Genomic DNA, 14880 nt, shown 5'->3' on the forward strand with positions numbered 1-14880 from the left:
GAACAAACGCCGCGAGCGGCAGGACCGGTCGCGGCGTTGGTGAACCAGGCGGGAAGCTTAGTCCAGCTGCCCGTGGCAGTGCTTGTATTTCTTGCCGGAACCGCACGGGCAAGGCTCGTTGCGGCCGATCTTCTGCTCGTTGCGCACAGGCTCGAGCGGCACGACCGGAGCCGGGCCCTCGGGAAGCTCTTCTTCCTCGCCGGCCACGGCCTGCTCCATCGAGGGAGCCTCGGCGTGCTGGAACTGCATGCGCTTGGCCAGTTCCTCCGCCTCGCGACGCAGGCGGGCCTCCTCTTCGGCCGGGTCTTCGCGACGGACCTGGACGTGGGACAGCACGCGGATGGTGTCGCGCTTGATCGAGTCCAGCAGCTCCTGGAACAGGGTGAAGGACTCGCGCTTGTATTCCTGCTTCGGATTCTTCTGCGCGTAGCCACGCAGGTGGATGCCGTGCCGCAGGTGGTCCATGGTCGACAGGTGGTCCTTCCACAGGTCGTCCAGTACCCGCAGCAGCATCTGCTTCTCGAAGGCGCGCAGGGCTTCGGCGCCGGCCAGCTCTTCCTTCTCGTAGTAGGCGGCGACGATCTGCTCGAGGATCTTGCTACGCAGGGTTTCCTCGTACAGCTTGTCGTCTTCGTCCAGCCACTGCTGGATCGGCAGGCGCACGGCGAAGTCGCTGTACAGCGCAGCCTCCAGGCCTTCGATGTCCCACTGCTCGGGCAGCGACTGCGGCGGAATGTGCTGGTTGATGGTGGCGCTGAGGGTTTCCTCGCGGAATTCCTTGATGGTCTCGCCCACGTCCTCTGCCGACAGCAGGGTATTGCGCATGTGGTAGATCACCTTGCGCTGCTCGTTGGCTACGTCATCGAATTCCAGCAGTTGCTTGCGGATGTCGAAGTTGCGCCCTTCGACCTTGCGCTGGGCCTTCTCGATGGCGTTGGTCACCATGCGGTGCTCGATCGCCTCGCCGGACTGCATGCCCAGCGCCTTCATGAAGTTCTTCACCCGGTCGGAGGCGAAGATCCGCATCAGGTTGTCTTCCAGCGACAGGTAGAAGCGGCTGGAACCCGGGTCGCCCTGACGACCGGCACGGCCGCGCAACTGGTTGTCGATCCGGCGGGATTCGTGGCGCTCGGAGGCGATCACGTGCAGGCCGCCCGCCTCGATCACCTGCTGGTGGCGCTTCTGCCATTCAGCCTTGATCTGGGCGATCTGCTCCTCGGTGGGGTTCTCCAGGGCCGCGACTTCGACTTCCCAGTTGCCGCCGAGGAGGATGTCGGTACCGCGGCCGGCCATGTTGGTGGCGATGGTCACCGAACCGGGCGCGCCAGCCTGGGCGATGATCTCGGCTTCCTTCTCGTGGTACTTGGCGTTGAGCACCTTGTGCTCGATGCCTGCCTCTTGCAACAGCTTGGAAACGTACTCGGAACTCTCGATCGACGCGGTGCCGACCAGGATCGGCCGGCCGAGGGCCTGGCACTGCTTGATGTCGGTGATGATCGCCGCGTACTTCTCTTCCTGGGTCAGGTAGACCAGGTCGTTGAAGTCCTTGCGCGCGATCGGCCGGTGGGTCGGGATCACCACCACGTCGAGACCGTAGATCTGGCGGAACTCGAAGGCCTCGGTATCGGCGGTGCCGGTCATGCCGGCCAGCTTGTTGTACAGGCGGAAGTAGTTCTGGAAGGTGGTGGAGGCCAGGGTCTGGCTCTCGGCCTGGATCGGCAAGCCTTCCTTCGCCTCGATGGCCTGGTGCAGGCCCTCGGACAGGCGACGGCCAGGCATGGTGCGGCCGGTGTGCTCGTCGATCAGGAGGATCTGGTCGCCCTGGACGATGTACTCGACGTTGCGGTGGAACAGGGTGTGCGCGCGCAGCGCTGCGTAGACGTGGGTCAGCAGGCTCAGGTTGTGCGCCGAGTAGAGGCTCTCGCCTTCGCCGAGCAGGCCGTTCTGGCTCAGCAGGTCCTCGATGAACTGGTGGCCCTGCTCGTTGAGTTCGACCTGGCGGGTCTTCTCGTCGATGCTGTAGTGGCCTTCCTCGGTCGGCTTGCCCTCGACCTCTTCGACCTGGCGCTTGAGACGCGGGATCAGCTTGTTGATCTTGATGTACAGCTCGGAGCTGTCTTCGGCCTGGCCGGAGATGATCAGCGGGGTACGCGCCTCGTCGATGAGGATCGAGTCCACTTCGTCGACCACGGCGAAGTTCAGCTCGCGCTGGAACTTGTCGTCCAGGCTGAAGGCCATGTTGTCGCGCAGGTAATCGAAGCCGAATTCGTTGTTGGTGCCGTAGGTGATGTCGGCGGCGTAGGCGGCGCGCTTGTCTTCCGGCGGCTGGAAGGGAGTGACCACGCCGACGCTGAGGCCGAGGAACTCGTACAGCGGGCGCATCCAGTTGGCGTCGCGGCGCGCCAGGTAGTCGTTCACCGTGACCACGTGCACGCCCTTGCCGGACAGCGCGTTGAGGTAGACCGGCAGGGTGCCCACCAGGGTCTTGCCCTCGCCGGTACGCATTTCGGCGATCTTGCCGTCGTGCAGGGTCATGCCACCGATCAGCTGGACGTCGAAGTGGCGCATGCCCATCACCCGCTTGCCAGCCTCGCGAACCACGGCGAAGGCTTCGGGCAGCAATTGGTCGAGCGTTTCGCCCTTGGCGTAGCGCTGCTGGAATTCAGCCGTTTTCGCCTTCAACTGCTCGTCGGAGAGCGCCACCATCTGGGGCTCGAGCGCATTGATGGCCTGTACAGCCTTGGCCATGCGCTTTACATCACGCTCGTTCTTGCTTCCAAAGAGTTTCTTCAACAAAGGCGCAAACATATCGACTTGGTCATCCACACGTGGGGAATGGAAGGCTCACCCATCCGGCGGCCCGTGCCGATCAACGGCATGAAAGGGAACATTCTACCCGGAAACGGGTATGAGAAAAGTACAGCAGATCAATGCGCGTCGCTCACTCGGAAACAGACGCGCGTGCGATGAAGCTTTGCGGATTCATTACCCGGCCATCCTTCATCACTTCGAAATGTACGTGGTAGCCGGTGGAGCGTCCGGTGCTGCCGACCTTGGCCAGCACCTGGCCGCGCTTGACCAGGTCACCGACCTCGACCAGGTTCTTCTGGTTATGGGCATACAACGTGGTGTAGCCATCGGCGTGCCCGACCTCGACCACGTTGCCATAGCCGTTCTTGCGCCCGGACCAGGTCACCACCCCCGCCGCCACGGCCACCACGTCGCTGCCGGCCGGCGCGGCGAAGTCGATGCCCTTGTGCATGCTCAGGCGGCCGCTCACCGGATTGACCCGGCGCCCGAACGGCGAGGAGATGTAGCCCTGGCGCACCGGCTGGCCGGCCAGGTAGGTCGACTGGCTGATGTGCTTGTCGGCGAGCAGTTGCTCCAGCACCTCGAGCTGCTGCTCGCGGGTATCCAGGCGTGCCGCCAGTTCGTCCAGCGTCGCCATGAACGACGGCGGGGCATAGGCGCTGCCCTCCAGCGGTTCGTCGACGCCACCCTGGCCGACGCTCAGGGAGAAGTCGAACTCGTCGGGGTCGACGTCGGCCAGCTCGGTGAGACGTTCGCCGAGGGCATCCAGCCGAACCAGGCGCGCCTGCAGTTCGCCGAGATGCACGCTCAGTGCGTCCATCTGCCGCTGCGCGTCCTCGCGGGCGCTGCTGATCTCGGCGCTCTGCGCCTGCAGCGCGGCATCGACTTCGATGCCGGCCACCGGAGCCGGCGCGCGGAACAGCCAGGCGCCCATGAAGCCCCCGGCCAACAGGCTGGCACCGACCACGCAGGCCCCGGCCAGCATCAGCAACCGCGGCTGCAGATGGACGGAGCGAGCGGCCCCATGGTGCCGGCTCAGAAAAATGATGTGCATGACTTATCCTTCATACGGGCCGGCAGTAGCGAAACGCTTTCTGCTACCATTCCGACTCAGTAACCCCCAGGCTTCCCGCCATGTCTTTTCGTCCCTTGCCCGCCCAGGCATCGACCCAGTTGCTGCGCCAGGCCAGGCCGCTGCAGATGCTGTTCGCCGAAGCCCAGCGCATCTGCCGCCTGCAGCAACTGCTGGAAAGCCAGTTGCAACCGGCGGCGCGCCCGTACTGCCATGTGGCTTCGTGGCGCGGCGGTTGCCTGCTGCTGATCGTCACCGATGGCCACTGGGCCACACGCCTGCGCTATCAGCAGCGGCGCCTGCAGCGGCAGCTGCAGGCTTTCGAAGAATTCGCGAACTTAGCGAAAATCCTTTTCAAGGTGCAACCCACCACGTCCACACAACGTGCGGCACGTCGCAGCTTGACCCTGTCTGCCGTCGCGGCGGAAAACCTTCGCGAATCCGCCGAGATCGTCGGCAATCCACGCCTGCGGGAAGCGCTCGAGCGGTTGGCAAGCCGCGCCGAGAAAAGCCGGCAAGAATAAATCCCGAAATAAAAAGAGGCCACCCTGAGGTGGCCTCCAAATATGGAAAGGAGAGTTTTCCTACACTGCCGCCGCCGGGCGCATATAGGAAATAGGCGCGGTACGCGCGTCTTCGAAGGTCACCACTTCCCAAGCATCCTTGTCTGCGATCAACGTACGCAGCAGTTGGTTGTTCAGGGCATGGCCGGACTTGAAGCCACGGAACTCGCCGATAAGACTGTTGCCGAGCAGATACAGGTCGCCGATGGCATCCAGGATCTTGTGCTTGACGAACTCGTCCTCGTAACGCAGGCCGTCTTCGTTGAGCACGCGGTTCTCGTCGACCACGATCGCGTTCTCCACGCTACCGCCGAGTGCCAGGTTCTGCGAACGCAGGTACTCGATGTCGCGCATGAACCCGAAGGTACGGGCGCGGCTGACCTCCTTGACGAAGGAAGTACTGGAGAAATCGACCGAGGCCTGCTGGGTGCGACCACGGAAGACCGGATGATCGAAATCGATCTCGAAGCTGACCTTGAAGCCGTCGAACGGAACGAAGACGGCGCGCTTGTCGCCCTCTTCCACGCTGACTTCGCGCTTGATGCGGATGAACTTCTTGGCAGCTTCCTGCTCTTGCAATCCGGCGGACTGGATCAGGAATACGAACGGACCAGCGCTGCCATCCATGATCGGCACTTCCGAAGCGGACAGCTCGACGTAGGCGTTGTCGATACCCAGGCCGGCCATGGCCGAGAGCAGGTGCTCCACCGTATCCACTTTGACGTCACCCTTGACCAGGGTGGTCGACATGGTGGTTTCGCCGACGTTCTCGGCCCGGGCCGGGATTTCCACGACCGGATCCAGGTCGGTGCGGCAGAACACGATACCGGTGTCCACCGGCGCCGGTTTCAGGGTCAGGTAAACCTTTTCCCCCGAGTGCAGACCGACGCCAGTAGCCCGGATGATGTTCTTCAAGGTGCGTTGTTTGATCATGGCTTTGGCCGCTTAAGCGCTGACTGCGAACTGTTTTCAACAATGGCCGGCGATGATAGCAGAACCGGCCTTTGCTGAACACCAATCACATCTCTACTCCTGATTAATTACTTCAATCGGCCTGACGACGCAGGAACGCCGGGATATCCAGGTAATCCAGGTCATCCTGCGGGTTCAGCTTGGCCGCGGTCGCCGCGCTGCCGTGAGACTGGTTGCGCATCACGGTAGGACGGTCGAGGTCGCGGTAGTTCACCGACTGCTGCTCGCGCTGGGCCGGAGCGGCTGCCTGGGCTGCACTGCCCTGCACGGTGTTGTCGACGACCTTCACCGGTTTCTCCAGGCGCGCGCCCAGGCCGGTGGCGACTACGGTGACGTGCAGTTCATCGCGCATGTCCGCGTCGATCACGGTGCCCACCTTCACAGTGGCGTGCTCGGAAGCGAACTGTTCGATGATGTTGCCGACATCGGAGTACTCGCCCAAGGACAGGTCCGGACCCGCGGTGATGTTCACCAGGATGCCGCGCGCGCCCTGCAGGTTGACGTCTTCCAGCAGCGGGTTGCGGATTGCCGCCTCGGTGGCCTCGCGGGCACGGTTCGGACCGCTGGCGCAGCCGGTACCCATCATCGCCATGCCCATTTCGCTCATGACGGTCTTCACGTCGGCGAAGTCGACGTTGATCATGCCCGGACGCTTGATGATGTCGGAGATACCGCGCACGGCACCGGCCAGCACGTCATCGGCCTTGGCGAAGGCGGCCAGCAGGCTGGCGTCCTTGCCGAGGATGGTCAGCAGCTTCTCGTTCGGTATGGTGATCAGCGAATCGACGCTCTCGGCCAGCGCACGGATGCCCTCGTCGGCGATCTGCATGCGCTTGCGACCTTCGAACGGGAACGGGCGGGTCACCACCGCGACGGTGAGGATGCCCATTTCCTTCGCCACTTCGGCGATGATCGGCGCGGCGCCGGTACCGGTGCCGCCACCCATGCCGGTGGTGATGAAGACCATGTCGGCGCCTTCCAGCACTTCGGAAATGCGCTCGCGATCTTCCAGAGCCGCCTGACGACCGACTTCCGGATTGGCGCCGGCACCCAGCCCCTTGGTGACGCCCGGGCCGAGTTGCAGAACGGTGCGCGCCGCGATGTTCTTCAGCGCTTGTGCGTCGGTGTTGGCGCAGATGAACTCGACGCCCTCGACGTTGTTCTTGGCCATGTGATTGACGGCGTTGCCGCCACCACCACCTACACCGATCACTTTTATGACGGCGGTTTGTGCGATGTTATCGACCAGTTCAAACATTTCCCCTCTCCTTCCTTTCTAGTTTTGTCGCCTACTGTTACCGCGTTGAATCAGAAATTGCCCTGGACCCAGCGTTTGAGCCGCTCCAGGACAGGTGCCTTGGGTTCGTCGCTGCTGTAGCTGCTGCCTGACACAGACATCGACATGCCATCGGACTGCTTCTGCAGTCCGTACATCAGCAGGCCGACGCCCGTCGAATAGATCGGGTTGCGCACCACGTCGGTGAGGCCCTTCACGCTATACGGCACGCCGAGGCGTACCGGCATGTGGAAGATTTCCTCGGCCAGCTCGACCGCGCCTTCCATCTTCGAGGTGCCGCCGGTGAGGACGATCCCTGCCGGGATCAGGTCCTCGTAGCCGCTGCGGCGCAGCTCGGCCTGGACCAGGGTGAACAGCTCGTCGTAACGAGGCTCGACCACTTCGGCCAGGGCCTGGCGCGACAGTTCGCGCGGCGGCCGGTCGCCGACGCTGGGCACCTTGATGGTCTCGCCGGCACCGGCCAGCTTGGCCAGGGCGCAGGCGTAGCGGATCTTGATCTCTTCCGCGTACTGGGTCGGCGTACGCAGGGCCATGGCGATGTCATTGGTGACCTGGTCGCCGGCGATCGGGATCACCGCGGTATGGCGGATCGCGCCTTCGGTGAAGATCGCGATATCGGTGGTGCCGCCGCCGATATCCACCAGGCACACGCCCAGTTCCTTCTCGTCCTCGGTCAGCACCGAATAGGCCGAGGCCAACTGCTCGAGGATGATGTCGTCGACCTCGAGGCCGCAGCGGCGCACGCACTTCTCGATGTTCTGCGAAGCATTCACCGCGCAGGTCACCACGTGCACCTTGGCTTCCAGGCGCACCCCGGACATGCCCAGCGGCTCGCGCACGCCTTCCTGGTTATCGATCACGTAATCCTGGGCCAGGGTATGCAGCACCCGCTGGTCCGCCGGGATCGCCACCGCCTGGGCGGCATCCAGTACCCGTTCGATATCCGCCGGGTTCACCTCGCGATCGCGGATCGCCACGATGCCGTGGGAATTGAGGCTGCGGATGTGGTTGCCGGCGATGCCGACGAACGCCGAGTGGATACGGCAACCGGCCATCTGCTGGGCCTCGTCGATGGCGCGCTGGATCGACTGCACGGTGGACTCGATGTTCACCACCACGCCCTTCTTCAGGCCGCGGGACGGATGAGTACCGATGCCAACGACCTCCAGCTGGCCATCGGCCGTCACCTCGCCCACCAGCGCCACCACCTTGGAGGTACCGATGTCGAGGCCGACGATCATCTTGCCGCTCTGCACGCTTGCCATGGTTATTACTGTCTCCTCAACTCACTGCACGGCGCTGGCCGTGGCCACCGTCGCGGGCGTGACCGGCTCGCGCCACGCAACGGCGAGGCCGTTGGGGTAACGCAGGTCGATCCGCGCAATGTTCGAAATCTGATCTTTGAGTGCCTTGTCGTAGATGCTTACGAAGCGGCGAATCTTGTCTACCACGTGGTCGCGCCCGATCTGGATCTCGACGCCCTGGGCCGTGGTCAGCGCCCAACCGCCGCGATCGCTCATTTCCAGGCGGGCGATGGAGAACCCGAGGGGACGCAGCAACTGGCTGAGCAACTGGTATTGCTGCATCACCTGCTGTTGCGCCCGCTGTGGACCATGCAAGCGGGGCAGATGTTCATAATTCGCCAGTTCCTTTGGCGTAAAAGCCTGTCCCTGGTTGTTCAGCAGCGCTTCGTCGCCCCACCGCGCGATCGGCAGTTGCTCGTCCAGGCGGATCACCACCTGGTCCGGCCACACCCGGCGCACCTCGGCGTGGGCGATCCAGGGCATCTGTTCCAGTTGCCCGCGCATGCCCGCCAGGTCGATGGTGAAGAAGCTCGCCGCCAGGTACGGGGAGATCCGCTGCTGCACCGCGCGCTGGCTGATGTAGCTGAGGTCGCCCTCGACACTGACCTTGGCGATCGGCCGGTCGGCGTACGGCAGGATGTACTCGGCGCCGCGATAGGCGCCATAGCCGAGAACGGCCAGCAACAGCGGCCAGGCCAGGTACTTGAGGAAACTGAAGTCGGCTTTCGGCAGGCGCACGCTCAGCGGTTCCTTGGCCACCAGACGGCTGGCGCCGCGCGGCATCGGCTTGCGCGGAGCGCGGCCGAGTCCACCGGGTTGCTGATGACGGAGCAGTACGCCATTCATGGCTTATCCCCTCGCCTCGCGGCTATCGGCCAGGATCGCCAGCACCAGTTGCTGGAAATCCAGGCCGGCGGCCCGCGCGGCCATAGGCACCAGGCTGTGGTCGGTCATGCCCGGTGCGGTGTTGACTTCAAGCAGCCAGAAACGCCCTTCGGCGTCCTGCATCACGTCCGCCCGCCCCCAGCCCTGGATGCCCAGGGCGTCGCAGGCGCGCGCGGTGAGTTCCTTCAGCTCGCGTTCCTTGGCCTCGTCGAGACCGCAGGGCACCTGGTAGCGGGTATCGCTGGCCAGGTACTTGGCGTCGTAGTCGTAGAAGGTGTGCGGCGTACCCAGGCGGATCGCCGGCAGCACCTGCCCGCGCAAGGTCGCCACGGTGAATTCCGGGCCGCTGATCCACTGCTCGACCAGCACCTGCGAGTCGTAGCGGGCCGCTTCGCGCCACGCCGCGATCAATTCGTCGAGCCCGCCGACCTTGGCCATGCCGATGCTCGAGCCTTCGTGAGCCGGCTTGACGATCAGCGGGAAACCCAGTCGCTGCGCCGCTTCGCGGCAGTCATCCTCGCTGGCCAGCACCGCGTAGTCCGGGGTCGGCAGGCCGAGGCTGAGCCAGACCCGCTTGGTCCGCAGCTTGTCCATCGCCAGCGCCGAGGCCAGCACGCCGCTGCCGGTGTAGGGAATGCCCGCACACTCGAGCAGGCCCTGCATGCTGCCATCCTCGCCGCCACGACCGTGGAGAATGATGAAGGCACGGTCGATCTTCTCCTCGACCAGGCGTTGCAGCAGGTCTTCGCCGACATCGATGCCGAAGGCATCGACCCCGGCGGCCAGCAGGGATTGCAGGACCATCGCGCCGGACTTCAGCGACACCTCGCGCTCGGCGCTCTTGCCGCCGAACAGCACGGCGACACGGCCGAACGCCTTGGGATCCTGGGTGCCGTTCAGCAGGCTATCGAGGCAAAGGTTCATGCGCCCTTCCCTCCCTTGCCGGCGAACAGCGGGTTCTTGATCAGTTGCGGGGCCAGGCCGCCGACATCGCCAGCGCCCTGGCAAAGCAGGATGTCGCCAGCGCGCAGCAGCGGCTTGACCAGCGGCGCCAGGTCGGCGTCGCGCTCGAAGTAGATCGGGTCAAGCTGGCCGCGCTGGCGGATGCTGTGGCACAGCTGGCGGCTGTCGGCTCCCGGGATCGGCTCTTCGCCGGCCGGATAGACCTCCATCAACAGCAGCACGTTGGCTTCGCCCAGCACCTGCACGAAGTCTTCGTACAGGTCGCGGGTACGGGTATAGCGATGCGGCTGGTAGACCATCACCAGGCGACGCTCCGGCCAACCGCCACGGATCGCCTTGATCACCGCGGCGACTTCGCGCGGATGGTGGCCGTAATCGTCCACCAGCATCACGCTGCCACCCTCGACCTGCAGCTCGCCGTAGACCTGGAAGCGCCGGCCTACGCCCTGGAAGCCGGACAGCCCCTGGACGATGGCTTCGTCGGAGATGCCCTCGTCGGTAGCGATGACGATGGTCGCCAGGGAATTCAGCACGTTGTGCAGGCCGGGCATGTTCACCGAGACGTCCAGCGGCTCGCGCTCCGGGCGCAACACGGTGAACCAGGTGCGCATGCCTTCCTGGCGGATGTTGATCGCGCGCACGTCGGCGTCTTCGCTGAGGCCGTAGGTCACGGTCGGGCGGGCGATCTGCGGGAGGATCTCACGCACAACCGGATCATCCACGCACATCACCGCCAGTCCGTAGAACGGCAGGTTGTGGAGGAACTCGACGAAGGTCTTCTTCAGCTTGTTGAAGTCGCCGCCGTAGGTCGCCATGTGGTCGGCGTCGATATTGGTGACCACCGCGACCATCGGTTGCAGGTGCAGGAAGCTGGCGTCGCTCTCGTCGGCCTCGGCCACCAGGTAGCGGCTGGCGCCGAGCTGGGCGTTGGTCCCGGCGGCGTTCAGCCGGCCGCCGATGACGAAGGTCGGGTCCAGGCCGCCGGCGGCGAACACCGAGGCGATCAGGCTGGTAGTGGTGGTCTTGCCGTGGGTGCCGGCTACCGCGATGCCGTGCCGGTAGCGCATCAGCTCGGCGAGCATCTCCGCACGCGGCACCACCGGAATCCGCCGTTCCAGGGCCGATGCCACTTCCGGGTTGGCCCGGTTGATGGCACTGGACACCACCAGCACGTCGGCGCCGTCGGCGTTTTCCGCCTGGTGGCCGATGAAGATCTGCGCGCCGAACTTCTCCAGGCGCTCGGTCACCGCCGAGGCCTTGAGGTCCGAGCCGGATACCTCGTAGCCGAGGTTCAGCAGCACTTCGGCGATCCCGCACATACCGGCGCCGCCGATGCCGACGAAATGGATGCGGCGGATACGGCGCATGGTCCGGGTGACGCCATTCGGTTCTTTAACCACGGGCCACCTCCAGGCAGGCATCGACCACCGTCCGGGTAGCCTCGGGTTTCGCCAGGCTGCGTGCCTGGTCTGCCATGGAGCGCAGGGTTTCGGGATGCATCAGGACCTCGGACAGCTGCGCGGCCAGTTCGGCCGCGCCGGTAGACTTTTGCGGCAGCAGGCGGCCGGCGCCGCTGCGTACCAGGAATTCGGCATTGCGGGTCTGGTGATCGTCGATCGCGTGAGGCAACGGCACCAGGAAGGCGGGCAATCCCGCCGCCGTCAGCTCGCTGACGGTCAGCGCGCCGGCGCGACAGATCACCAGGTCGGCCCAGGCATAGGCCGCGGCCATGTCGCTGATGAAGGGCGCGACGTCCGCTTCGACCGCCACTGTGCGATAACGCTCGGCGGTAATCTCGGCATGCTGACGACCGGCCTGATGGCGGATTGCCGGACGGATTTCCAGCGGCACCTGCGCCAGGGCCTCTGGCAACAGCTTGTTCAGCGGTTCCGCGCCAAGGCTGCCGCCGAGCACCAGCAGATTGACCCGACGGCCGGTCAGCGGCGCGCGGGCGTGCGCGTCGAGGAATAGCTCGCCGCGCACCGGATTGCCGGTGGTCAGACGCTTGTCACTGGCCGGGAAGGTATCCGGGAATGCCTCGCAGACGCGCCTGGCGATCGGCGCCAGGCTGCGGTTGGCGGTGCCGGCCACGGCGTTCTGCTCGTGGATCACCAGCGGCACGCCGTTGAGGCGCGCAGCCAGGCCGCCCGGGCCGGTGACATAGCCACCCAGGCCGAGCACGCAGACCGGCCTCAGCTGGCGGATCACCCGCAGCGCCTGGAACAGCGACTTGAGCAGTTCCAGCGGCGCCTTGACCAGCGACTTCAGGCCCTTGCCGCGCAGCCCGCTGACCTGGATCAGGTGCAACGGCAGGCCGGCCTTGGGTACCAGGTCATTCTCGATGCCGCGCGGCGTCCCCAGCCAGTGCACGGCATAGCCGCGCGCCTGGAACTCCCGCGCACAGGCGAGCGCCGGGAACACGTGTCCGCCGGTGCCACCCGCCATGATCAGGACATTACCTTTCATCGGCAAAGTCCTCTTCGTTGAACTCATATTCCTCGCTACCCAGGTGGGTTCGCCGTTCCCATTCGATGCGCAGCAACATCCCCAGACAGGCACAGCAGATCACCAGCGAACTGCCGCCGTAGCTGAGGAACGGCAGGGTCAGGCCCTTGGTCGGCAGCAGGCCGACGTTCACCCCGATGTTGATCAGGAACTGGCCGATCCAGAGGAAGGCCAGGCCGTAGGCCACGTAGGCGGAGAAGAACTGCTTGGCCTGCTCGGCCCAGATGCCGATGTACAGCGCGCGCAGGCTGACGAACACGAACAGGGCGACGGTCGCCAGGGCGCCGACGATGCCCAGCTCCTCTGCAAGCACGGCGAAGACGAAATCGGTGTGCGCCTCCGGCAGGTAGAACTGCTTCTGGATGCTGTTGCCCAGTCCCATGCCCAACCAGCCGCCGCGGCCGAAGGCGATCAGCGCCTGGCTCAACTGATAGCCGGCGCCGAACTGGTCGGCCCAGGGGTCGGTGAAGTTGGTCAGGCGTGCCATCCGGTAGGGCTGGGTCTGGATCAGCAGGACCACCGCGCCGACCGCCAGCAGCACCATCAGGCCGAAGCGGAACAGCCCCACCCCGCCGAGGAACAGCATGGCCGCGGCAGCGCCCATCATTACCACGGTGGCGCCGAAGTCCGGCTCGCGCAGCAGCAGGCCGGCCATCGGCAGCAACACCACGAAGGGCTTGAAGAAGCCCATCCAGCTTTCCCGGACCTCCTGCTGGCGGCGGATCAGGTAGCCGGCCATGAAGATCACCACGCAGACCTTGGCGATCTCCGAAGGCTGGATGTTGAACAGGCCGAAGCCGATCCAGCGCATCGAGCCGTTCACCTCGCGGCCGATACCGGGGGTGATCACCAGCACCAGCAGGCCGAAGGCGACCAGCAACAGCTTCCAGCCCCAACGCTGCCAGGTGGCCATCGGGACCATCATGGTCAGGCCGCAGGAAATCAGGCCGATCACCAGGTAGATCAGGTGACGGACGGAGAAGTACAGCGGGTTGCCCGACTGCGCCGCCGCCACCTCGGAAGAGGCGGAAGTCACCATCACCAGGCCGAGGCCGAGCAGCGCCAGGCAACCCGCCAGCAGCGGGAAGTCCAGGTCGATGCCGTGCCGGCTCAACAGCGGCGACGGGAAGGGGCGCAACACCGACAGCATCACGCTAGCTCCTCTACGGCTTTGGCGAACAGGCGTCCGCGTTCTTCGAAGTTCTTGAACATGTCCAGGCTCGCGCAGGCCGGCGACAACAGCACCGCATCGCCTTCGCGGGCCAGCTCGGCGGCCTGCCGGACTGCTTCGTCCAGCGTTGCGACGCGCACCAGCGGTACCGCGTTGCCCAGTGCCTGGGCAATCAGCCCGGCGTCACGGCCAAGCAGTACCACCGCCCGGCAGAAGCGCGCGACCGGCTCGCGCAGGTCATGGAAATCGGCGCCCTTGCCGTCTCCGCCGGCGAGCAGCACCAGCTTGCCGTCGATGTCGGCACCCAGCCCCTCGATCGCCGCCAGGGCGGCGCCGACGTTGGTGGCCTTGGAATCGTCGTAGTAGCTCACGCCCTGCCGCTCGCGTACCCACTGGCAGCGATGAGCCAGGCCGGAAAACGCCTTCAGCGCGCCGAGCATGGCGTCGAACGGCAGGCCGACCGCATGGCCCAGCGCCAGCGCGGCGAGCGCGTTGGAATAGTTGTGGGCGCCACGGATCTTCAGTTCGCCAACCGGCAGCAGCTTGTCGAACTGGAACGCCAGCCACTTCTGGCCGTCTTCCTCGATCAGGCCGAAAGCCTTGAAGTCCGGCTTGTTCAGGCCGAACGACCAGCACGGCACGGTATCGGCGATCAGCGGTCGGGTCAGGGCATCGGCGCGATTCACCACGACCTGGCGGGCACCGCGGAAGATCCGGTGCTTGGCCAGGTGGTAGTCAGCCATGCCGTCGTAGCGATCCATATGGTCTTCGCTGACGTTCAGCACGGTCGCCACCTCGGCGTTGAGGCGATCGCAGGTTTCCAGCTGGAAGCTCGACAGCTCCAGCACGTACAGCTCGATGTCGTCGGCCAGCAGGTCGAGCGCCGGGGTGCCGAGGTTGCCGCCGACGGCGACACGCTTGTCCGCGGCCACCGCCATTTCGCCCACCAGGGTGGTCACGGTGCTCTTCGCGTTGGAACCGGTGATGGCGACGATCGGGGCCTTCGCCTCGCGGGCGAAGAGATCGATGTCACCGGAGATGCGCACGCCTTTCGCGGCGGCCTGTACCAGCGCGGGGGTGCGCAGCGACAAGCCGGGGCTGACGTAGAGTTCGCGGGCGGAGCAGAGGAACTCGGCGTCGAGTTCGCCGCAACGCACTTCCACCTGCGGATACTGGGCACGCAGGGTGGCCAGCTCCGGCGGGTTCTCTCGGGTATCGACCACGGCGAAAGGCAAGCCGCGGCGCGCCAGGTAGCGCACCAGGGACATGCCGCTCTTGCCGAGGCCGACAACGATGCGGAAGTGGTCGGAGGCGATCAGGCTCATGCTCTCTTCGTC

At 65.3% G+C, this 14880-nt stretch carries 12 protein-coding genes; 1 reads left to right on the top strand and 11 read right to left on the bottom strand.

What is annotated here, in order from left to right; genetic code table 11:
* Positions 1–57: 57 nt before the first annotated feature.
* The gene (gene secA, locus AC1RB9_RS22920; protein WP_003112752.1) at positions 58–2808 is read right to left on the bottom strand and encodes a preprotein translocase subunit SecA; all 2751 of its coding nucleotides are present in this window, start codon (positions 2806–2808) and stop codon (positions 58–60) included.
* Between the two features lie 133 nt (positions 2809–2941).
* On the bottom strand, positions 2942–3865 hold the full coding sequence (locus tag AC1RB9_RS22925; RefSeq protein WP_003094103.1) for a M23 family metallopeptidase: 924 nt from the start codon (positions 3863–3865) through the stop codon (positions 2942–2944).
* An 80-nt stretch (positions 3866–3945) separates the two neighbouring features.
* Between AC1RB9_RS22925 and AC1RB9_RS22930 the strand changes: the two genes are divergently transcribed.
* Positions 3946–4407, top strand: a complete 462-nt coding sequence (locus AC1RB9_RS22930; RefSeq protein WP_003148130.1) for a DciA family protein — start codon at positions 3946–3948, stop codon at positions 4405–4407.
* Positions 4408–4467: 60 nt separating this feature from the next.
* On the opposite strand, the gene lpxC is transcribed toward AC1RB9_RS22930, so the two are convergent.
* The 9 genes from lpxC to murD all read right to left on the bottom strand — a co-directional run bounded on the left by lpxC (position 4468) and on the right by murD (position 14868).
* Positions 4468–5379, bottom strand: a complete 912-nt coding sequence (gene lpxC / locus AC1RB9_RS22935; protein ID WP_003094111.1) for a UDP-3-O-acyl-N-acetylglucosamine deacetylase — start codon at positions 5377–5379, stop codon at positions 4468–4470.
* A 112-nt stretch (positions 5380–5491) separates the two neighbouring features.
* Positions 5492–6676: a cell division protein FtsZ gene (gene ftsZ / locus AC1RB9_RS22940; RefSeq protein WP_003094113.1), complete on the bottom strand. Its 1185-nt coding sequence runs from the start codon at positions 6674–6676 to the stop codon at positions 5492–5494.
* A gap of 50 nt (positions 6677–6726) precedes the next feature.
* Positions 6727–7980 carry a cell division protein FtsA gene (gene ftsA, locus AC1RB9_RS22945; RefSeq protein WP_003094115.1) on the bottom strand — a complete coding sequence of 418 codons (1254 nt, stop codon included), beginning with the start codon at positions 7978–7980 and terminating at the stop codon, positions 6727–6729.
* Between the two features lie 21 nt (positions 7981–8001).
* On the bottom strand, positions 8002–8865 hold the full coding sequence (locus AC1RB9_RS22950) for a cell division protein FtsQ/DivIB (protein WP_003094118.1): 864 nt from the start codon (positions 8863–8865) through the stop codon (positions 8002–8004).
* A gap of 3 nt (positions 8866–8868) precedes the next feature.
* Positions 8869–9828: a D-alanine--D-alanine ligase gene (locus AC1RB9_RS22955; protein ID WP_003103113.1), complete on the bottom strand. Its 960-nt coding sequence runs from the start codon at positions 9826–9828 to the stop codon at positions 8869–8871.
* Positions 9825–11267, bottom strand: coding sequence for a UDP-N-acetylmuramate--L-alanine ligase (gene murC, locus AC1RB9_RS22960; protein ID WP_003094121.1), 1443 nt, complete (start codon positions 11265–11267; stop codon positions 9825–9827). Before murC ends, AC1RB9_RS22955 begins: the two co-directional genes overlap by 4 nt.
* A complete protein-coding gene (gene murG / locus AC1RB9_RS22965; protein ID WP_003103107.1) occupies positions 11260–12333 on the bottom strand; it encodes an undecaprenyldiphospho-muramoylpentapeptide beta-N-acetylglucosaminyltransferase in 1074 nt (357 codons plus the stop codon). The genes murC and murG overlap by 8 nt, the downstream gene beginning before the upstream one ends.
* Complete coding sequence (gene ftsW / locus AC1RB9_RS22970; RefSeq protein WP_003094125.1) at positions 12323–13522, bottom strand: putative lipid II flippase FtsW; 1200 nt, start codon at positions 13520–13522, stop codon at positions 12323–12325. The genes murG and ftsW overlap by 11 nt, the downstream gene beginning before the upstream one ends.
* Positions 13522–14868 (bottom strand): UDP-N-acetylmuramoyl-L-alanine--D-glutamate ligase, encoded by a 1347-nt coding sequence (gene murD, locus AC1RB9_RS22975; RefSeq protein ID WP_003103104.1) that lies wholly within the window; start codon positions 14866–14868, stop codon positions 13522–13524. Before murD ends, ftsW begins: the two co-directional genes overlap by 1 nt.
* Positions 14869–14880: the final 12 nt, after the last annotated feature.

Source organism: Pseudomonas sp. 20-5, from assembly GCF_056782835.1.